This window comes from Micromonospora sp. NBC_00330 (assembly GCF_036136635.1).
Lineage (GTDB): Bacteria > Actinomycetota > Actinomycetes > Mycobacteriales > Micromonosporaceae > Micromonospora > Micromonospora salmantinae.
The window spans coordinates 1,130,678-1,150,715 of sequence record NZ_CP108012.1 but is presented as its reverse complement, the minus strand read 5'-3'; the positions used below and the strand labels follow the sequence as shown (position 1 = coordinate 1,150,715).

Here is a 20,038-nt window from a genome sequence, read left to right as displayed (position 1 = left end):
ATGGTATTTGACGAGGTCGATCGGATCGTCGCTCGACGCGCACGCGCATGCACCTACGGCTCCCGATCGATCACGGAAAGTCGTCGGGTCGGGTGTCGGGCAGCGTGGCCAGCAGTTGCCCGGCCAGTCGCCGCACCGCGCCGTCATCCTCCTGATGCGCGAGCCGCACGAGCACCCCCCGGGTCCAGGTGTCCCTGTCGTAGTGACGGGTCAACGCGAGCAGCGCGGTCCGGCGGATCTCCCAGTCATCGTCGTCAGCCAGCCGTAGCAGCAGGTCCCGTACCCCCGTTCGTCCGGCCAGGCTGGCGCCGAGCTGCTCCACGGCCCGGCGGCGAACCTCCAGGGCCGGATCGTCGCGGACCAGCCCGACCAGCAGCACCTGAACCTCCGGGTCGGCGCCGAAGTGCTCGCCGAGCGCGGCGGCGATGCGGGCGCGGATCGCCGGGTCCTGGTCCGACAGGCGGCGCATGAGCCGCAGCGTCACCGCCATGGACGCCGCGCCCTGCTCGGTGAGACAGCGCACGGCCGCATCGAACACTGTCGGGTCGGTGTCGGACTCGACGCATTCCAGCAGCACGTCGGTCACCAGTTCCGGGCTCCCGTAGGCGCAGAGGGTCTGTACGGCGGCCAACCGGATGCCGACGTAGCTGTCTCGGCGGGCCCGCCGACACAGTGTCTCCATCAGGCCGGGGGCCTCGCCGTGGCGGGCGAGCGCCTGGGCGGCGGCGCACAGCACGTTCGGGTCGGGGTCCCGACTGACCTGCTCGGCAAGGCACTCCCGCACCTCTTGGTCCGGTGGGTCGGCGAGACGGGCCAGGCTACGGGTGACCCGCAGCCGGACGATCGGGTCCCGTTCCTGGGAGGCGCGGCTGATGAGCAGATCTCGGGTCGCGTGGCCGAACAGCGGTCGCCCGGTGAGCAGGTCGACAGCGGCGAGCCGGACGCTCGCGGTCGGATCGCGTCGAGCGCTCTCCAGCAGCAGTTCCCCGGTGCGATGGTCGGGGTAGGCCTCGGCCAGCGCGCGCACTGCGGCGAGGCGTACCGTCGCGTCCTCGTCGACGTGAGCCGCGCGGGCCACCACTGTCCACCCGGTGTCGTCGGCGCGGTCCCGGTCGATCAGAGCGGTGACCGCGGCGGCCCGTACGGAGGACTCCTCGTCCTGCTCGATCTGATCGATCAGCCGGGCCCGGCAGCGCCCTTCCGGGTCGGGTACGAGCGCCAACCGCTGCACGGCGACCGCGCGGACCCGTGCGGACGTGTCCGAGCAGGCCAGCTTCAGCAACAGCTCGGTGCTCTCCGGGCTGGATCGTTCGGGCAGCAGCTCGATCAGAATGCAGCGTCGGACCTCGTCCGGGGAGTCGCCGGTGACCCGCTGCAACGCCGTCGTTCGGGCGGTCTCGGCGTACTCCGGCAGAACCAGCAGACCCTTCAGCACGCACTGCACCACACCGGGGTCGGTGTCGGTGGCCAGCAGTCGCTGCATCGTCTCGGGTGCGTCCGGCAGGTCGGCGCAACGCGCGGTGAGCACTCCGGCGGCGGCCCGCCGCACCGCGACGGCGGTGTCCCCGGTTGCCCTGGCCAACACCTGACGGACGTCGTCGGAGAGTTCGGACCGGGTGCCGAGGGACTGCACGGCCAGCGCCCGCACCGCGAGATCCGGGGAGTTGGCGAGGTCGCGCAGCACGTCCACGAGGTCGAGGTCGGCGCCGAAGTGGGCGACCAGTGCGCGTACGGCGGCCTGCCGCACCGCGGTGGAGACCTCGGCCTGCGCCTGGGCGAGCAGGATGTCCCGGCATCGGCGACTGCTGCCGCCGGTGGCCTGGAGGCGGCCGGCAGCCTCGGCCAGCCCGGCGACCAGGGTGAGGTGGGCCTGCCGCTCGCGGCCCTGCCCCAGCTCCCGGACGAGCAGGTCCTCCATCTGCTCCTCGGCGGTGGACAGCACCGCCGCGATCCGGGTGGCGAAGGGAGAGCCGGATCGCCAACTGGTCCGGACCCCACGGCGGCGGTACCAGTGCAGGAAAACCTCCCGGCCGGGCCAACTCGGGCCGAGCGCCCGGATCGAGGACAGCAACTCCTGCTCGGTGAGATCCACCAGGTTCGGGTCGTCGGCGGAGATGCCATGCTCGATGAGCCGCACGACCTGGCGCAGCACGGCGTCGCCCGCGCCGGCCAGCTCGGCGGGCTGCGGCGCCTCGGCCACACACTGCGCCGCCAGCACCAGGTTCCACGGCGGCCCGGTCAGGTTCAGCGGCGGCCACGGTTGAGTGGCCTCGGTGGCGAGCAGGGTGACCAGCTCGTCGACGGTCTGGGCGGGCAGGGCGCTGGCGACCAGTCGAAGCACCTCCCGCCACGACGGATCGGCCCAGTGCTCGCGAAACAGCGAACGCAGACGATCGAGGCCCCAGGTGGTCGGATCGTGCTCGCATCTGTCCACGATTTCCTCGGCACAGAAGAACTCCAGGAACGCGCGGTGCACGAACCCGAACAGTCGCAGTCCGTACCGTTCCAGGATGAAGCTCCGCTGCCGCAATTTATCGATCATCGAGTAGGCCATGGCGAGTGCCCGCTCATTCTCAAAACCGTAGAACGCGACGAGGTGGTCCCGGAAGATGCGCGCGAGTTCGTCGGACTCAATGTAGTTTCCGGCGGGGCCGGACTCGCGGAACTGCATCCAATACGCCAGGTGACGCAGCAGTCGACGCTTCGCCTGCAGGTCCAGCGACGGCACGTCGCCGTGGCTCTCGCGCAGTTGCTTGGTCACATCCCACTCGGAGATCAGCACGTCGGTCACGTGCGCGTAGAGCCGGCGTCGGTTGCGGGGCAGCGGGTGACCCCGGCCGACGATCGCCATGAGCATCAGCAGCAGGGGGTTGCCGGCGATCTCGCGCATCGCTCGAGAACTGCCCACCACGTCGAGGATCTGCCGCCGCTGCCGCTCCGCCTCCGCAGCCGGCGTGGGCATCACGTAGCGGTACCAGTTGCCGAGGAACCTCGCGATCTGCTCGTCGTCGAGATCCTCCAGTGTGAAGTGGTCGAAGCCTGCGTTGGCAAAGGTGTGCCGCTGGTAGCCGGCCGCCCGCGAGGTGACCACGGTCAGCACCCCCGGGTACTCGTTGGCGAACGTGGCGATCTGCGCGGCCACCTCTTCCCGCTGCGCCGGGTCGAACACCTCGTCCAAGCCGTCGAACAGGAACAACGCCTGGCCGCCCTGGCGCAGGTACGCCTCCAGCACGTTCTGGTCGATACCGGCCAGCCCCTGCTGGTGGCGGTGGCCGACGTAGTCGAGCAAGCCGTCGCACCGGCCGTCCCCGTGATGGGTGGCGTAGGAGCGCAGCTCGATCAGGACGGGTAGGTACCGGTCCAGCGCACTCAGTCGAGGCTCGACGCAGATCTCGGCCAGCGTCAGCGCCAGGTACCGCGCGGCCGCGGACTTGCCGGAGCCGGGGTCGCCGAGCAACACGATCGTACGCCGGCCCGGGTCGGACACCACGTCGAACAACGACAGTTCGTCCTTGGCCGCGTACTCCTCCCAGAGCCGCTCCACCTCCTCCGGGTTGACCACCCCGGGCAGCCCGCCGACGTCGTCGCCCGGCGTGGACCCGGCCCAACGCCACCACGCCAGCGGCATCTCCGGTCGCGCGTCCTCGTGCACGCGGGGCTCCACGAACACCTTGGGCAGCCCGACGGTGAGGTAGCCGATGGTGGGACGCGGTGAGACCGCGTCCACCGAGACGGCCTGGTATCTCAGCGACAACTGCTTGTAGTACTGGTTGCGGACGGCCGTCGGCAGGTGGGTGTCCGGGTCGGCGGGCTCACGCGCCGGGGACCTGCCACTGCGGACGTCGGCCAGTGCGGCGGTCACCTTGGCGGTGAGGTCGTCCACGCCGGAGAAGAAGGCGCAGAGGTGGCGCTCCTTGAGCTCACGGCGCAACGCGACGATCTGCTGCCAGTCGGCATCCCGGTCGATCATGTCGACCGGCCAGGGCGTGTCCTCCGCGAGCAGGAAGACCAGGCAGGGCTTTCCCGCCGCGAGCGCTTCCCGGTATTCCAACTCGGTGATGGAGGACTCCTGGCCGGGCGGCCGGAACCCGTACCGCCAGGCGAACAGCCCCACGTAGAGGTCGCACCGGCGCACGTCGGCGAGGCAGCGTTCCAGCGGCGGCCGGATGTCGGCGCCGTACGCCTCCATGGCCACGTCGTCGATCTCGAGACGGCGAGCCACGGCGTGCACGGCAGCGCGGTATTCCAGCAGGTCCTTTTGTGTGGCCGAAATGTAGACCTTCATGAACGGCAAACTCCAGGGGGTGGCTGGCGACCGCACCATTGAAAATATCAGCCGTTGTCACGTCCGTCCGACCCGCGAACACTCCGAACGCCCGCCGTACATGGGATTCCCGCCCACCCCGGGCCTATGATGGCCATCAACAGATACGGATCCGGGCGGTCGAATCTCGTACACGTGGAGTTTCGGTTGTCCGACGCGGATCCGTGTCAGTGCCGGTCGCGAGGGGTGTACGTCAATCAGCATGAGCCGCATACCGCGCGATGAGCGCGGGTCGGTGGCAGCGTTGCGGAGGAAGCCATGCTCACTGTCGGTGAGGTGCACACCAGCCTTCTGCAGCACGGCACGGCGTTGGCCCAGGAGCAGAGCGCCGAAGTGCTCAGCCTGATCGAGGGTGAGGCCGTGCTGACCTCCCGGCGTCCATCGCTGTACGCGGTGTCACCCGATGTCCGCACCGGTGTCGACTGCTGGCTCCCGAGCGCCAGAAAGCGCCAGCTACGTGGCGTGGGAGCCGTCGTCACCCGGGCCATCATCACCGGCGGCCGGATCGTGCAGGCCTCCTCGGTCATCCACGTCGTCGCCGGCGAGCGCCGCCAGCCGTGGTCGCACTATCTGGCCAACCCCGGCGTCCTGGAGACGGTCGGCAAGCTGGACGTCGCCGACCTGAGCGCGGGCTTCCTGCACGGCAACGACGCCGACGTGCTGAACCTGGAGGCGATCACCGGCAGGGTGCTCGACGGTGTGCAGATGTCCGACCTGCTGGACCGGCGCCCGCCACTGCGCACCGCCCGCACACGGCTGCGCTGGACCGCGCAGGCCGACGAGCGTCCGAATCGGGAAGTCTCGGCGGTGGTCACCGTGGACTCGCCCACCCTGCGTACTGTCGAACTCGTGCTCGACCCGCAGGACGTGCCGGCCGCCGTGGCCGGGCTCTGCGAAGATCTCGCGCTGCACGACTGGCTGCTGACCATGCTGTCCTCGCTGGTGGAGTCCGCGGTCACCCGATCGGCCTCCGGGCAGGAGCACGTCGAGCGGCTGCGGCCGGTGCTGGAGCACCTGCTGCACCTGTGGCTGCCCGGCGCGCGGGTGCACCCGCGGCTGCGGCCGATCTGGGACCAGCTGGAGCAGGTACCCGGGTTCAGCCGTCAGTGGAACTCGTCGGTCAACTGGATCCGGGATCAGATCAGCGTGAGCAACATGGCTCTGCTGCGCGACCTGGCCGGCCGGGTGGCCGTCGACGAGCCGTGCGGGCGCTGAGCACGCTCAGTCGCTGATGAACACGTAGCTCAGCCGGTCGACCAGTTCGCTGGGCAGGTGCAGGCCCTCGCCGCCGGCCCGTTTGGCGACCTGCTGCGCGACCGCCGGCGGCACCGCCACCTGGCCGAGGATGGTCCGCACGGCCAGCTCCACCGGCAGGTACTGGGTGCCCATCAGGGTCAGCGTGCGATACGCGCAGAACGGCGCGGCCGCCGGGTTCAGCTGGACGATCGCCGGCAACTCGTCCCAGTCCGTCGGCAGCTCGCCGGCGAGCCGGCACGGCTGCGTCATCGTCTCGCCCCGGTGCCGTAGCACGCCGAGTCGGGTCATCTGCCAGACCGAGGCGAGCAGGGCGCAGGCCCACACCCGGGCGTCCGGCTCGTCGGACCACAGCTCGATGTCGACGAAGATGGAGTGCCGGGGATCGCCTGACTGCAACGGCGGAGACCACGGACGTGGCAGGGTCATCGCCGGCGCGTCGACGTGCCCCGGAGACCGCTTACCGTTGGACAGCCAGCCCGACTCGCTCAACGGTGGACGGCTCCCTGTGGTGTGTCGAGGTGGTTCCACCACCAGTGTGTCGACCACCAACCGGGCCAGCTCGGCGCCGTCGTGGCGGGCGAAGCTGGACTCCCGGGCCACGTAGTCCAGGATCAGGCCGTGCTCCGCCGCGGCGCTCTGCACCTGCGGGATCACCTCGCGGGGTGTGCCGAAGCGGTGGAAGTAGTCGTCCAACATGAAGCAGGTGCTGATCCGCGGCTCCCGCTGTGCGGGTAGTCCTCGTCGGGCCAGAACCGGGATCGCGGCCGACCAGTCCGCGATCCGCTCGAACTTGCGCCTCAGCTCCTCACACCCGTCGCCGAAGTCCTCCGCGTAGAAGTGCCCCAGCTCCACGGACAGGTGCGAGTACGCCACGCTCTCTGTACGACGCACCGCAGCTGCCTCCTGGAACCTGACATCCATGCCGATCACGCGGTGTCCCATGCCGTCTCGTCGAAAAGCTTCTCGGTCAGGTCAACGAAGGCGTCCACCGTCTTGACGTTGGCAATTTTGGATTGCACGTCGTGATCGGAGATCAGCTGCTCCCGCCACTGCAGCAGAGGATCCAGCGGCACCACGCCGAGCAGCGTCGTACGCCCGACACCTCGTCGTCGGGCCAGCTCCGCCAGCTCCGCGTCGCACTTGCGCAGGAATGCCTGCTGGGCGAGGCCGAGGTGACCGACCTCCGGGCCACGTGAGTCGATCACCGCAGTACGGATGAAGCGCAGCGACTCGCGTAGCCGGTCCGGCTCGTGGCCGTACTCCTTGCCCATGGCCACGATCCCGCCCGCCTCGAAGGCCAGGTCCGCCGCGGCGGTGACGTGCTGGGGAGTCCACCGGTGGAAGACCAACCAGCGCACGGCGACCTTGCGCAGGGTCGAGGTCGCGGTGGCGGCCAGCGCGATCTGACTGGCGTACGACCGGCCGGCGCTGAGGTCCACCAGGGTCAGGTCGAACTCCTCCTCCAGCCGGAGGAAGAGCTCGGCGCAGCGCTTGGCGATGTCGTTGGTGAAACCGAACTCGCTACCGTTGCGTTGCCCCGGCAGGAGCACCAGCGGACCGGACCCGATGGGCCTCTGACGCAGGCTGGCACGTTCGGAGGTGCCCCACACGTCCAACTGCTCCGGAGACGGGATCTCCCCGCGCAGGTATCGGTGCAGGCCGCCACCGTTGGGTCCGGCGCCCTCCACGCCGTTGACGGCCTGCGGAATCTGGAACGTGATGCCGGCGGTCGGCGAGCCGAAGTCGTAATCCAGGTAGCAGGTGGGGCGACCGGACAACGCGCTGCGGTAGGCGATGTTCGCCGCGGTCACCGACCGCCCGGTGCCGCCCTTGTGCGACGTGACGAAGACCAGCATTCAGATCCCCTCGCTGGCCTTCTGCTGCCCGGTCGCGACGTCGTTGAGCTGCAACAACAGAGTGTTCACCAGAGCGGCCGCCGTGCCGGGACGCTCGTCGACCAGCAGCTGTGCCCGGCCCAGGCTGGCTCGGATGCTGCGCATGCTGCGCTGCATCGCCTCACCGTCGAAGGTGCCGCGCATCAACTCACGGTCGAACAGATATTCAGCCTCGTCGATGAGATCCTGCGCGTAGCCGGCCAGCCGGCCGGCTCGTGGGAACGGCCGCTCCCACAGCAGCTGACCGGAGGTGACCAGAGCCTGCACCACCCGCTCGGTGAGATACCAGGAGGGTGCGTCCGGTTTCGGCGCCAGGCCGGGAAAAGCACCACCGGCGTGGTCCCACAGCCCCTGGTGCCGGCCGTCCGGGATGCGCCGCAGCAGCAGGTGGTCCCACACCTCGTCGGCCAGCTCGAGCAGTTCACTGCGCCGTCGGGCGTTGCTCAGCAGACCGGCGACGGTGGTCGCCCGCTGTAGCAGCACAGTGGAGAACTCGTTCACGTTCCACGTCATGATCGGCTTTGACGTGTCGTCGTTCAGGGTCACCCGCTTGCCTGGGGCGTGCACGAACAGCGCCGGCTCGCCGGGTGACGCCCGCCGGGTGATCCGCGACCGCTGCGCCAGCTCCACCAGCACCGAGGCGATCCGCCCGAGCTCCTCGTCGCCACCGCGCCCGACGGCGATCAGGCCCTTCACCGCCAGCGACGTGGCCTGGAGGGTGTAGTAGTCGGTCCGGTCGCCGTCGGTCGTCCGCCAGGGGATGTCCTCGATGGGCCACCGCCGTCGGTTGCCGAAGGTCGCCACAGTCGCCCAGTACGTCCGGGTGAGCTCCCAGCGCAGTTGCAGCGCCCGGGACAGCCGCTGCTGCTCCTCGTTGAGCAACCCGAGCAGCCGGGTGCGTTCGGAGTTCAGGTCCTCGATGGCGTCCATCGCGATAACCGTGAAGTAGAGGTAGGGGGCGTTCTCCGCGGAGCCCTCACGCTGCCGGCCGATCGGCTCGGTGGTCGGAACATCCTCGGCCCCGGAGATGATCCCCCACGACCAGCCGCACTCGAACAGCATCTCGCTGTTGTCCAGGTCCTCGGTCACCCGACCCGACCCGATGATCACGCTACGCAGGCTCGCCATCGTGTCCCGCAACTGCTCGCGCAGCGCCGCCACCAGCTCGCGGCGCGGCAGCTCGTCCTGGTTGACCATGTCGCACAGACGAGTGCCGTACTCGTCGGTGGAGGTGAAGACGAAGGTGCTGAAGCTGCGGAGCAGGCCGACCATCGCCGCCGTGAGGCGCGCGCCCGCCATCGCGTCCAGTTCGTCCAGTTGCGCCAACAGGTCGCGCCGTTGGGTGGAGCCCCGGTAGACCTTGACGAAACCGATCGTCGCCAGCGTGAGTGTGACCGACACCGCGAACGAGTCCACGATGTCCAGGGAACGCTGCTCGTCGGTGAGCTCCGGACCGCCCTCCAGCGGGGTGAGGTAACTGCCCCCGCCGAAGATCGGAGTGCCGGCGTCGTCGGTGTACCGCCGGAAATAGTCGATCATCACGCTGACGAGCCGGCGGGGAATCTCGATCGCGCCGCCGAGCGGGCTGAGCGCCTCGATCACCTCTTCGTCGGCGCGGTCCGGGTCGTCCAGTGACAACACGGGGACCTTGGCCGCGGGGAGCAACAGGGTCAGCAGTTGTTCTGCGTCGCTGATCGAGTTGCTACCACTTCGGCTACCCCAGTGCCATTCGCCGTTCGCCCAGCAACTGCGAACCGTAGCCCGCCAGATGTCGAGGATCTCCTGGCGCGGCTGCATGCGCATGATCCACCGCCGTCTGTTGTAGTCGTCGACTCGAAACCTCTGATATTGCCGTGCCCACGATTGTCCACGATGACGTACAGCGTCATGGTAGCGGGCCAGTCGAGTGCCAGTTGAAAGGCTTCGATGGCCGCGTGTCGGCGCATCCCACAGGCACGCATCGGCGCTATCCGCGGGTACGGCCGGTGGTCAGCAGCATGCTCGAATACCCGTCCCGCAGCGGCGGCTTGGGCCGCACCTCGTGGACGTCCAGGTCGTACGCGCCCGCCCCGATGCTGGCCACCACGTCGGCGCGCTGCAGTGCCACCGCCGGGAACATCTGCCGACCGACGCTGTAGCCGAGGGACCCGAGCATGACCGACACGGCGAAGGGCGACCCGGGCCGCAGCGCGTCCAGAAACCGACCGATCGCGTGCTCGGCCTCGGCCCGGTCGGCCGAGATGGAGCAGGCCACGAAGAACATCGTGCCGGCGCTCCAGGCGTGCCTCGGCAGTGTGAAAACGCTGGCCCGCGCCACCCGGCCCACCTGCGCCAGGCGCCGGCGCGGGTCCGCCAGTGCCGCGTACGCCGGGTGCTCCGCGCACACCTGCCAGTACGGGTCCCAGAGTTCGTCGTAGCTGTCGACCTGCGTGCGCAGCCAGTTCACGTTCGCCGTCGACCATTCACACAGGTCGACGGCCTTCGCGAACGGCAGAAGCGACAGCGCCGGGTACAGATTCGCTCCCGACCCCACGTCGACGCACCGCGCGTCGGAGAGCTTCGCCTCCGCGAAGAAGTCTCGGATGCGGCAGAGGATCTCCCGATCGTCGGACCGCAGATCCGCGTAGTTGTGCCGGACATATGCCTGCGGGTCGAAGCTGTCCCACTCGACGTCGGAATTGACCGGCCTCGGCGACTGAATCGGCGAGCGTGGCGTCGACTCGCCGCAACCGCCCCCAGTCGCCGGGGTCAACGCCATGGACGGGCCTCCATCGGTCGGCGGATCACATTGGTCGCTGAAGCGGCGCTCAGTGCACTGCCCATTATGTATCGGAGGTGGTGTGGGCTCACAAGTGTAGGAACTTCACCAACCGCCGGGAATGACGACGACAGGACGGTGGCCGGGGGTCGACAACGCGTCCGGCTGAGCACCCGCAAACCGTACGTCTTCCGCGGCCTGGTCTGCTGCGCCGCCTGCCAGCGACGGATGCAGGGCAAAAACCGCGCGGATGACCCGACGATGCGGCCGCGGTGCGGCGACGCCAAAGGATCACCCCGACACGCAGCACGAACGAGGAGGACGGCATGAAGGTAAGCAAGATCCGGAAGCATCGCCTGGCGCGGACGCTGATCGCCCTGGTGGCGTTCATGGGACTCGGCGTGGTCACCGCGGCAGTACCGGCGTCGTCGGCGATGGCCGCGTGTTCGGGCACCGGCTGTCACAACGTCAATCCCGACGGCCAGTGCAGCGGCACCCGGTACGGCTGGACCGGCGGCGGCTACGACAGCGGACTCGGCATCGTCGTCGTGAAATCGTCCGGCTGCAGATCGGCCTGGGCACGCCTACAGAACGACCAGCACGTCCGCTACAACGGTGGGACGTTCACAGTGCGCATCGAACGCAGGGTGTGGTCGTCCTACGGCTACTGGTACGCCGGCAGCCTCAGCAAGCAGTTCCCCTCCACCAACGGCGGGGTGTGGACCAACATGCTCGAGGATCTCGACTCCTGGGACGAGCACCAGGCCTGCTTCAACTTCATGGGCGGCGCCTGGACCTGTACCCCCTGGATCAGCTGAGCGGCAGGCGGGCGTCAGGGTCCCCGGCGGCGCGGGGGCCCTGTTTCCCAGCCCAGGACACCTGAGATGAGCGCATCCGGGAGGCGACCAGCGCGGTACCGCCGGCCATTCCGACCGACGTGCTGAGATGGACCTACTCAGTCCCGAGTAGAGTCCGTGGCGCGAACTACAGGATGAGGCCGAAGGATTTGATGAGCCGGAGCAGCGTGACTCCTCGGATCGCGAGGGACGATGACCTCGCGGGCTTCACAGCCGGCCAGTTTCTGGCCGTGACGAAAGCCCTCACGATGATATTGGCCCTCCCACCGTCGGCCGCCGACCACGTCGATGCGCTCGTCATCGCCAGCGGCCAGGGCGAAGAGTGGCGTTTCACCCATGCGATCCGCAGTTGGGAGGCGAATCTGGATCTCCGTTACCTCTTGGTGGCCAATGGCAATCCGACCGAGAAGACCTACGTCGAGATCACGCTCGATTACCTGCGCAGCCTCGGTCTGCGCCGCATCGACGGAGTCCACCTCCAAGCCGAGCCGGCACCCAACACGGCCCTGCAGGCCAAGTGGATCGTCAGCCAGGTCAGAGACCACGGCATCACGAGCCTCGCACTCGCCGTCTCTCCCTATCACCTGCCCCGCGCCTACCTGACGCTCCTCAAAGCGTTCAACGAGGTGGGCGTTCGTCTTCCCATCATTCCGGTTCCGGTGGCCGTTGCCCCGGACAGACTGATCCCAGAAACCGGAGCCACCGCCTACGACCTCGTACCCGGGGAGGTGAAGCGCATGCTCACCTACACGGACGAGGGATGGATCGCGACACTCGAGGAACTGCAGCAATACCTACAGTGGCTGTGGAGTCACCACGAGCCCCTTCTCAAAGCGTCTTCGCGACGGTTTCTGGAGCATGGCGTGACGGCATGACATCCATCAACCGGGCGGGCAGGATGCGGCAGGGCCCGGGGCCGCACCCGAGGGCGGGGAAAACCGGCTCCCAGGGCGACTCTCGTCGACTGACTACGAGCCGGAGGGCCGGGCGGCGCGGCGACGCTCTGTGAGCCGTCGCGCCTTCACCACGTTGCCGCAGTCCGCCATGCGACACCAGCGGCGGGAGCCGTTGCGGCTCCGATCGAGGAACAGCCAACCACAGCCACCTTCGAGCACCGGGCAGCGGCGCACCCGGGTCAGATCGGCCGTCAGCATGACATCGTAAGCGGCCTCGGCGATCCGGTCGGGCACCAACATCGCCGGCACCGTGTCGTAGGCCAGCCGCACCCGCGACGACTCGAGCACGAATCGTGCTCGGGCGGCCGCGCCAGACCAGCGCTGATGTAATGCGACAAGCGCGGCGCCGGCCTCGACACTGTCACCCGCCGTACCACCGTCCGCGTCGATGATCGCCGCAAGCAGCACGAGATTCAGTCCTTCACGGATGTCCCGCACGGCGGCCAGTCCCGCGTGTGCCGCCGCCGGCTCGTCGCGCCACGCCCGGCCAACCTGCTCGGCCTCCACGTCGTTGATCGTGCCCGCCAGGACCGACCAGCGCAGCAAAGCGGAAGGGTCGGACAGGAAGTCGTGCGGCGAGGTGGCCCCTCGCTCGAGTGTGTTGACCAGATCGAGTGCAGGGTGCCCGCCGACCAACGGTAGCTGGCAAACGTCGGGTGGCATGCCGACAAGGCTACCACCTAACCCGTCAATGGGGGTTGTGCTGCGGTCACGATCACGTAGGCCTGTGCCCTGGTCAGGAGGCAGGGGCACTGGCGGCGTCGAGTCGCTCGACGTGTGCGGCGTCGAGCTTGACGTCGAGCGCCGACATGGCGGCCGCGTACTGGTCGAGGGTTCGCGGCCCGATCAGCGGCACGCTACGCGGCGACGTCTGATGCAGCAGCCACGCGAGCACCAGTTGGTTCGGTGTGACACCCAACTCGGCGGCGAGCACTGTGAGCGCCGCGAGGCGCGCCTCGGCATCCGGACCCTCGTACGGAGCCATGATGTCGTGGCCTCGTCGCTTCTCCGGATCGTCGTAGACCCCTTTGAGGATCGGCGAGTACGCGACCAGCGTCAGATCATCGTGCGTCCGCAGGTAGTCGAGCTGCTCGTCGTCAACGATGGAATGGCTACTGAGCCCGGCACGACGACGGAGGTAACTGTGTTGTTGCTGTAGCGCGACCGGCGCCGGCCAGCCATGCCGGTCACAGAGCTGCCGGATGCGCTCCAGGCGCCAGGTGCGCACGTTGCTCCAGCCGACGTACCGTGCCTTGCCGGCGCGCACGATCTCCGCCAGGACGGACAGCGTCTCTGCCAGCGGCGTCGACCGGTCGTCGACGTGCACGTAGTACAGGTCGACGTGGTCGGTGCCGAGCCGCCGCAGGCTGTCGTCGATGCCCCGGCGCACCGTGTCGCCGCTCGCACCCTCGAAACGAGCCTGGACCTCCTCCCACGTCTTGCCGCGTGCTTCTTGAGAATCGGGTATCCGCGCACCGCACTTGGTAGCCAGAAAGACCTTGTCGCGCCGACCACCATGGGCGAGCCAGCGGCCTATCAGTTCCTCACTCTCGTCACCGGTGTTGTCGGGGGACGGCCACCACGCATAGCAGTTGGCGGTATCAACAAAGTTGCCGCCGGCGTCGAGGTAGCGGTCCAGCATTTGGAACGACGACGCCTCGTCGGTCAATGTACCCATCAACATGCACCCGAGAGCGATCTGGCTGACCTGCTCACCCGTGCGCCCCAATTCGACAGTCCTCATGGACGAAAAGCTATCCGTCCGAGTGCGCTCGGCGTCAACCCGTTGGGCTACTCGAAAGCCACTTCGGTGGTACGTCTCCATGAAACAGCGAACAGGGCGAGTCGCACCGCTATTGGAGCATGGTGGTTGGCCGGCGGCGCGTAACTCGACGCCGTCCGGCCCTCCGCGACGCGGCACCGATCCCAGTCCCCGATCCAGAACTCCGGCGGATGCGGATGGCGGCCGCCAATGGTCCGTCGGGGCGACGTAGGCGAGAAGCCTACCGATCTCGTGGCTTCTCTCTCCGTCCGCTGGGACCGGTGCACTGCTGCGGGTGCGCCGCCAGGCGCACGAGTACTTCTTCCGACAACTCGGCCAGGTGCTCCGCACGTACGACGGCAGCCTCTTGCGCAAACACTCAGCTCTGCAGCGCAGGGCGCCCCGGCGCGAAGTACTGCCATCCGGCCCGCTGCCACTCCTCGGCGTTGAGCTGGTGCCGTGCGTCCACGACGTTCCGGCTCCTGACTTCCTTGCCCAGGACCCGTGGATCGAGAGTGGAGAACTCCTCCCAGTCGGTCAACAGGGCCACGGCGTCGGCACCTCGTGCCGCGTCCAGCGGGCTGGTCGCGTAGGTCAGGTGAGGGAACGCGCGCCGCGCGTTCCCCATCGCCCGCGGGTCGTAGACGGCAGCCACACCGTCCTCACGGCTGATCAGCTCGGCGACGTGCAGCGCGGGCGAGTCGCGGATGTCGTCGGTATTGGGCTTGAAGGCGGCGCCGAGCACTGCCACTCGCCGCCCGGCGAACCCTCCGCCGCACTGCTTACGGAGCAGCTCCACCACCCGATCGCGGCAACGCAGGTTCACCGCATCGACCTCGGCCAGGAAGGACAAGGCGTGGCCGACGCCGAGGTCGTGAGCGCGGGCCTGGAAGGCCCGGATGTCCTTGGAGATGCAGCCACCGCCGAAGCCGAGCCCAGCCCTGAGGAACTGCTCGCCGATGCGAGGGTCGCGTCCGAGCGCCTCGGCGACGACAGTGACGTCGGCACCGCTCGCGTCGCAGAACTCCGCGATCGCGTTGATAAAGGAAATCTTCGTGGCCATGAAGGAATTGGCCGCCGTTTTGATCACTTCGGCGGTGGGGAGGTCGGCCACCACCACCGGCACGCCCGCCTCGATCAGCGGCGCATAGACCTCGCGGAGCACCTTCTCGGCGGACGTGTCGGACACGCCGAGCACGAGACGATCCGGGCGCAGGGTGTCGGCCACGGCCGTACCCTCGCGCAGGAACTCCGGGTTCCAGGCGACCGAGACCTTGTCGCCGTCGGGCGCGAGATCGCGGAGCAGTTCCGCCAGGTGCGCCGCGGTGCCGACCGGCACTGTGGACTTGCCGACGACGAGGCACTCCTGCACGAGCGACGGCGCCAGCGCTTCGATGGCCGCGTGCAGGTGGCTGAGATCGGCTGCGCCAGCGTCGCTGCGCTGCGGGGTGCCGACGCAGAGGAAGTGCACGTCGGCCTTCGCGGCGTCCTCGTACGACGTGGTGAACCGCAGTCGCCCCGCGGAGAGATTGCGGCTGATCAGCTCGTCCAGCCCAGGCTCGAAGAAGGGCACCCGACCGTCTGCCAGCGCGGAGATCTTTTCGGGATCGATGTCGACCCCGATGACCTGGTGGCCCAACTCGGCCATACCCGCGGCGTGCGTGACACCGAGATACCCGCAGCCCAGCACGGAGATCGTAAGCACTGTGCCTCCTATTTCCAGTCCGGTGATTGCTTGCTGGCGGCCGCTACCGTCCGCCGTAGGCCCTCCTCGAGGGCAACCTGTGGCCGCCAGCCCAGTTCGCGTTCCGCCCGACTGATGTCGGGGCAGCGCTGCCGGGGGTCGTCGAAGTCGGCCTCAATGAACTTCAGTGGTGACCGGCTCCCCGTCACGTCGAGGATCATCTGAGCCAGGTCGCGAATGGTGACTTCCTGGGTGTTGCCGATGTTGACCGGCAGCCCATAGTCGCTCTCGGCGATTGCCAGGAGGCCCCGCGCGGTGTCCTCGACGTAGCAGGGCGATCGCGTCTGGTTGCCGTCGCCGTGGATCTCCAGGGGGACGCCGTCGAGGGCCTGGGCGACGAAACCGCAGATCACCCGACCGTCCGGCCGCATGCGCGGCCCGTAGCTGTTGAAGATGCGCGCGATACCCACGCTCACCCCGTGCTGCTTGCCGTACGCCGTCGTGAGGGCCTCGGCGTACCTCTTCGCCTCGTCGTAGACCGAGCGCGCACCGATCGGGTTGACGTTGCCCCAGTACTCTTCGTCCTGCGGATGCTTCAGTGGATCGCCGTAGATCTCCGATGTGGAGGCCAGCACAAAACGGGCCCCGAGCCGGTGTGCGATGCGCAACGCGTTATATGTGCCGTGGCTGCCGACGAGCATGGTCTCGATCGGCAATCGATAGAATTCGGGGATCGAGGCAGGCGACGCCAAGTGCATCACGAGATCAACCGATCCCGTGAATTGGAATTCCTCGGTGACGTCCGCCTCCACGAGCGTGAAGCCCGAATGGCCCATCAGGTGCTCGATATAGCTGCGGTGCCCGGTGGAGAAGTTGTCGACGCTGATCACCTCCACCCCGGAGGAGAGGAGCTGCTCGCAGACGTACGAGCCGAGAAATCCTCCACCGCCAGTGACCAAGGCCCGTCGGAATCTGCTGGTTTTCGGCACGGAAACCTCCTATCCGGGGCGAAAGTAGGTTCGACCTCGGCTGCGCAAAGCCTTATCGCGTCAACGCTGCGACGGCTGAGCCCACTCTCCGGTGGAATGAACGTACTGTCGGCCGAGTACTCTGCACGCGGCTCGACCGGCACTCAATGGGCCCTTATGCCTACGGCTGAAACGGACGGGCACTACTTCGGACAGCCGGCGGAAGGGCAGCTTGTTCGCGCAGGCCATGCCGTCCAGCTGCCTCATCGCGGATCTGCCCGAGTAGCTCGTCGGCCTCCAGGCGACCCAGCAGCGCGTGGAACTGGTCGAAGATCTCGAGGGCCTGGGATGCCCACTCCAGCGCAGAAGGATAGTCCCGTCGAGCCCGGTGCAGCCTCGCCAGTGCCAGGCAGAATCGCGCGGTGGCGAGCCGGTCACCGTTGCGACGGGCGATCGCGTACCCGTGGTTCAGCGTCACCGCCGCCTGGTGGTGCTGGTGCTGCCGCAGCTTCACGAGACCGAGCCCGTGCAGCACGTGCGCCTCGCCTGCCCGATCGCGGCCTCCGCGTACCAATTTCAGGGCCTTGGTCAGCTCTTCCTCGGCCTGGATAAGGTCGCCGTCCTCGAAGTGCAGTTCGCCCAGGCGGTGTAGCACCATCGCCTGGACACGCGTGCTGTTGACCTCGGTCACCTTCCGCAGCGCCTCGGCCAGCAGTTCGGCGGCGGAGCCGCGTTCGCTCCATTCCAGCTTGATGCGCGCCATCCCGCTGAGGATATGAGCGGCGCCCGCTGCGTCCCCGAGCGGACGCAGCGCGGCAAGCGCCTCGCTGTAGCGCGCCCAGGCTAGATCGAGGTCACCATGCACCCGGTCGAGGAAGGCCAGGTGCCGCAGGGCAAGCGCGCGACCGCGGGCCTCACCGATCTCGTCGAACACCTCAAGCGCCTGGGTCAGCCTGACGCGAGCGTCGTCGAAGCGCTGCTCGGCGATATTCACTGCGCCCAGCGAATACAGCATCGCGGCCGTGCCGAGTCGATCGTCGGCCTCCCGCGCGCTGAGCAAGGCGATCTCGTGAGTGGCACGCCAGTCGTCGAGATAGCTACCGGTCTCGAAGAGCGCCACCAGGGTGATCGCAAGGTCCCAGCAGAAGTCCGGTGCGCCGGCCTGGGATGCCTGGCCCACCGCGGCCACCGCAGCGGCGCGCTCGGTCTCGAACCACATCAGCGGATCGCGCAACAGGTCGTGAACGAGATGTCCAGGCAACTCCCAACGCTGCGCCCCGCTATGGATGACTGTGTAGTCGCCGCCGTAGAGGACGCGGTGCGCCTCGTCGGCAAGGAACAGCCACGCGCCGAGGAGACGCCGGGCGGCCTCGAGCCGGGCCGGCGCGGTCTCCTCGGCCGCGAGCCGCTCACGGGCGTAGACCCGCACCAGGTCGTGCAGCCGGTAGCGGGTGTCGACGCCGAATCCACCCACGACTTCCAGCAGCTGTGAGTCCACCAGCGCATCGAGCGTGTCCGAGGCCGTGGCCACGTCGATGTCGAGCAGCGGCGCTGCCGTCCAGCTCGGGAAGTCATGCGTCTCGAGCAGGCCGAGCCGCCGCAACAGCCGCTGCGCCTGCTCGTCAAGGCCCTCGTAACTGACCGCTATGTTGGTCCGCACGTCCAGGCCGCCGTGCGCCAACTCGTCCAGACGCCGGCCCTCATCCTCGAGTCGCTCGGTCAGCTGAGCCATCCGCCAATGCGGACGAGCGATCAGCCTCGCCGCCGCGATCCGCAGCGCCAGCGGTAACCGGCCGCACAGCTCGACCAGGCGTAGGGCCTCGCGCGGTTCGGCGGAGGCTCGCTCCGAGCCGACCATCCGCGTCAGCAGTTCAACGGCATCACGCTGTTCGAGCGCACTCACCTCGACCAGCCGGGAGCCGGGAATGCCGGCCAGGCGGCGCCGGCTGGTCACGATCACACCGCAACTGGGGCTGCCCGGCAGGAGGGAGTACACCTGCCGCTCGTCGACGACGTCGTCCAGGACGATCAGCACCCGGGATGCGGCGATCTGACTTCGAAAGGTCGCCGCGCGAGCTTCCAGCCCTTCGGGTATCGAGGACCCGGGCATGCCCAGCGCGCGGAGAAAGCCGTCGAGGATCTGGGAGAGACCGCCGCTGTGCGACCGCTCCGGGCCCAACCGGCTGAACAGCTGCCCGTGCGGAAATTCGGCGGCCAGCTCATGGGCCAGATGCACGGCGAGCGTCGTCTTTCCGGCGCCGCCGCGGCCGGTGATCGCCAGGACCGGCACGGAGTCACGGTCGGAGCGCCCGCCGCCGTAGCGCAAGAAGTCCCGCAACTCGCTGACGAGCTCGCCGTATCCAGTGAAATCCGGAATGTCAGCGGGCGCCATGCGGGGCACCGAGGGAGCCGGCTCGATCGGATTCGGCCATTCCAGCTCCACGGCCGGGCCGGGCTCGAGGTGCCCGTTCAGGATGGCGCGCTCGAGCAACCGTAGCGGCTCACTCGGCTCCAATCCGAGGTCGTCGATCGACGCTTGCCGCGCCGAGCGGTACGCCGCCAGTGCCTCGGCTTGCCGACCGGCCCGGTACAGCGCGGTAATCAGCTGTTGCCACAGCCGTTCCCTCAACGGGTGCTCGGTAACGAGGGCCATCAGTTCATCGATGGTCTCCCGATGCCGACCGAGGTGCAGCTCCAACTCGAGGCAGTCTTCCACGACAGCGAGCCGTCGTTCGGCGATCCGAGTCGCCGCCGCCTCGACCAGCCGGCTGTCCACGCCGCTGAGCGGAGCACCGCGGTACAGCGCCAGGGCCTGCCGAAAAGCCGATGCAGCGTCCTCCAGCCGTTGCTCGCGCAGCGCCGCGCGGGCTTCGGTGAGAAGTTCGTTGAAGGTGTGCAGGTCCAGCTCACCCTCGGCGACTCTGATCTGATAGCCGGCCGGGTGGGTGACGATCCGATTATCGAGGCCGGTGTCTCGTAGCGCACGTCGTACCGCCGATATGCAGATCTGAATCTGGCTTTTGGCCGTCGATGGCGGGGTGTCCTCCCATACCGCATCGATAAGCCGGCCCAGCGGAACCACATTGTTGGCCTCTAGCAGCAGCATGGCGAGCACTATCTGCTGTCGCGAGGCGGTGATGGTGGCGTTCAGAACGTGCAAGGACCCCAGGATGCGGAAAACCTGCAAACTTCCCCCCGTCAACAACGACACTTCGAGCAGCCCCCCGCTGCCCCCCCGGAGCAGGCCGGCATGATCGTTTGACGCCCCGTATGGAGAACGTTTTTCATCGTAGCGAAGCATACCGGCGGGCACCAGGCGAGATTCGGGATGGCCGATGTTTCAGAGTTGTTTCAGACGAAGCGTCGTCACGTTCAGGTGAACGTGCGACGGGCGGGTTGTTCGCTCGTGATTCGGCAGGTCATGCGGGTGATGGCTCCGGGAAGCACTCCGGCGCCCGTAGCTCCGGGTGAGCCGACGACAGAGCGTCTACCAGGCCAGGGTCCGCTCACGATGCACAGACACTGGTGGCCAGCAAAGCGCACTGGCCGGTTGACCTCCGGCGGTTGATCTTCTTCC

General features: G+C 68.2%; 13 protein-coding genes. 3 read left to right on the top strand and 10 right to left on the bottom strand.

Annotated elements, in window-relative coordinates; all coding sequences use genetic code 11:
• Positions 1 to 70 precede the first annotated feature (70 nt).
• Complete coding sequence (locus tag OG598_RS05125) at positions 71 to 4,285, bottom strand: HEAT repeat domain-containing protein (protein ID WP_328653265.1); 4,215 nt, start codon at positions 4,283 to 4,285, stop codon at positions 71 to 73.
• A gap of 297 nt (positions 4,286 to 4,582) precedes the next feature.
• Here OG598_RS05125 and OG598_RS05120 point away from each other — a divergent pair, with 297 nt between their 5' ends.
• The gene (locus tag OG598_RS05120) at positions 4,583 to 5,539 is read left to right on the top strand and encodes an SCO2521 family protein (protein ID WP_328653264.1); all 957 of its coding nucleotides are present in this window, start codon (positions 4,583 to 4,585) and stop codon (positions 5,537 to 5,539) included.
• 6 nt (positions 5,540 to 5,545) lie between these two features.
• Here OG598_RS05120 and OG598_RS05115 read toward each other — a convergent pair whose 3' ends face one another.
• The 4 genes from OG598_RS05115 to OG598_RS05100 form a co-directional block, all read right to left on the bottom strand.
• Positions 5,546 to 6,502 (bottom strand): SCO2522 family protein, encoded by a 957-nt coding sequence (locus OG598_RS05115; RefSeq protein WP_328655277.1) that lies wholly within the window; start codon positions 6,500 to 6,502, stop codon positions 5,546 to 5,548.
• Between the two features lie 5 nt (positions 6,503 to 6,507).
• Positions 6,508 to 7,437 carry an SCO2523 family variant P-loop protein gene (locus tag OG598_RS05110; protein ID WP_328653263.1) on the bottom strand — a complete coding sequence of 310 codons (930 nt, stop codon included), beginning with the start codon at positions 7,435 to 7,437 and terminating at the stop codon, positions 6,508 to 6,510.
• Positions 7,438 to 9,279 carry an SCO2524 family protein gene (locus OG598_RS05105; protein WP_328653262.1) on the bottom strand — a complete coding sequence of 614 codons (1,842 nt, stop codon included), beginning with the start codon at positions 9,277 to 9,279 and terminating at the stop codon, positions 7,438 to 7,440.
• A gap of 163 nt (positions 9,280 to 9,442) precedes the next feature.
• Complete coding sequence (locus OG598_RS05100; RefSeq protein ID WP_328653261.1) at positions 9,443 to 10,234, bottom strand: SCO2525 family SAM-dependent methyltransferase; 792 nt, start codon at positions 10,232 to 10,234, stop codon at positions 9,443 to 9,445.
• Positions 10,235 to 10,560: 326 nt separating this feature from the next.
• On the opposite strand from OG598_RS05100, the gene OG598_RS05095 reads away from it, so the two are divergent.
• Together OG598_RS05095 and OG598_RS05090 are read left to right on the top strand one after the other, a co-directional pair.
• Positions 10,561 to 11,052 (top strand): hypothetical protein, encoded by a 492-nt coding sequence (locus OG598_RS05095; protein ID WP_328653260.1) that lies wholly within the window; start codon positions 10,561 to 10,563, stop codon positions 11,050 to 11,052.
• Between the two features lie 191 nt (positions 11,053 to 11,243).
• On the top strand, positions 11,244 to 11,966 hold the full coding sequence (locus tag OG598_RS05090; protein WP_328653259.1) for an ElyC/SanA/YdcF family protein: 723 nt from the start codon (positions 11,244 to 11,246) through the stop codon (positions 11,964 to 11,966).
• A gap of 93 nt (positions 11,967 to 12,059) precedes the next feature.
• Here OG598_RS05090 and OG598_RS05085 read toward each other — a convergent pair whose 3' ends face one another.
• The 5 genes from OG598_RS05085 to OG598_RS05065 form a co-directional block, all read right to left on the bottom strand.
• Positions 12,060 to 12,710 carry a CGNR zinc finger domain-containing protein gene (locus tag OG598_RS05085; RefSeq protein WP_328653258.1) on the bottom strand — a complete coding sequence of 217 codons (651 nt, stop codon included), beginning with the start codon at positions 12,708 to 12,710 and terminating at the stop codon, positions 12,060 to 12,062.
• Between the two features lie 73 nt (positions 12,711 to 12,783).
• Positions 12,784 to 13,791 (bottom strand): aldo/keto reductase, encoded by a 1,008-nt coding sequence (locus tag OG598_RS05080; protein ID WP_328653257.1) that lies wholly within the window; start codon positions 13,789 to 13,791, stop codon positions 12,784 to 12,786.
• A 397-nt stretch (positions 13,792 to 14,188) separates the two neighbouring features.
• The gene (locus OG598_RS05075; protein ID WP_328653256.1) at positions 14,189 to 15,514 is read right to left on the bottom strand and encodes a UDP-glucose dehydrogenase family protein; all 1,326 of its coding nucleotides are present in this window, start codon (positions 15,512 to 15,514) and stop codon (positions 14,189 to 14,191) included.
• Between the two features lie 8 nt (positions 15,515 to 15,522).
• Positions 15,523 to 16,482, bottom strand: a complete 960-nt coding sequence (locus OG598_RS05070) for a GDP-mannose 4,6-dehydratase (RefSeq protein WP_328653255.1) — start codon at positions 16,480 to 16,482, stop codon at positions 15,523 to 15,525.
• A 160-nt stretch (positions 16,483 to 16,642) separates the two neighbouring features.
• Positions 16,643 to 19,621, bottom strand: coding sequence for an AfsR/SARP family transcriptional regulator (locus tag OG598_RS05065; protein ID WP_328653254.1), 2,979 nt, complete (start codon positions 19,619 to 19,621; stop codon positions 16,643 to 16,645).
• Between the last annotated feature and the right edge of the window lie 417 nt (positions 19,622 to 20,038).

Coding starts and splice junctions, on each gene's coding strand:
- OG598_RS05085 (WP_328653258.1), bottom strand. CDS start 12,710: ATGCCACCCGACGTTTGCCAGCTACCGTTGGTCGGCGGGCACCCTGCA.
- OG598_RS05115 (WP_328655277.1), bottom strand. CDS start 6,502: ATGGATGTCAGGTTCCAGGAGGCAGCTGCGGTGCGTCGTACAGAGAGC.
- OG598_RS05100 (WP_328653261.1), bottom strand. CDS start 10,234: ATGGCGTTGACCCCGGCGACTGGGGGCGGTTGCGGCGAGTCGACGCCA.
- OG598_RS05090 (WP_328653259.1), top strand. CDS start 11,244: ATGAGCCGGAGCAGCGTGACTCCTCGGATCGCGAGGGACGATGACCTC.
- OG598_RS05080 (WP_328653257.1), bottom strand. CDS start 13,791: ATGAGGACTGTCGAATTGGGGCGCACGGGTGAGCAGGTCAGCCAGATC.
- OG598_RS05095 (WP_328653260.1), top strand. CDS start 10,561: ATGAAGGTAAGCAAGATCCGGAAGCATCGCCTGGCGCGGACGCTGATC.
- OG598_RS05105 (WP_328653262.1), bottom strand. CDS start 9,279: ATGCGCATGCAGCCGCGCCAGGAGATCCTCGACATCTGGCGGGCTACG.
- OG598_RS05120 (WP_328653264.1), top strand. CDS start 4,583: ATGCTCACTGTCGGTGAGGTGCACACCAGCCTTCTGCAGCACGGCACG.
- OG598_RS05125 (WP_328653265.1), bottom strand. CDS start 4,285: ATGAAGGTCTACATTTCGGCCACACAAAAGGACCTGCTGGAATACCGC.
- OG598_RS05110 (WP_328653263.1), bottom strand. CDS start 7,437: ATGCTGGTCTTCGTCACGTCGCACAAGGGCGGCACCGGGCGGTCGGTG.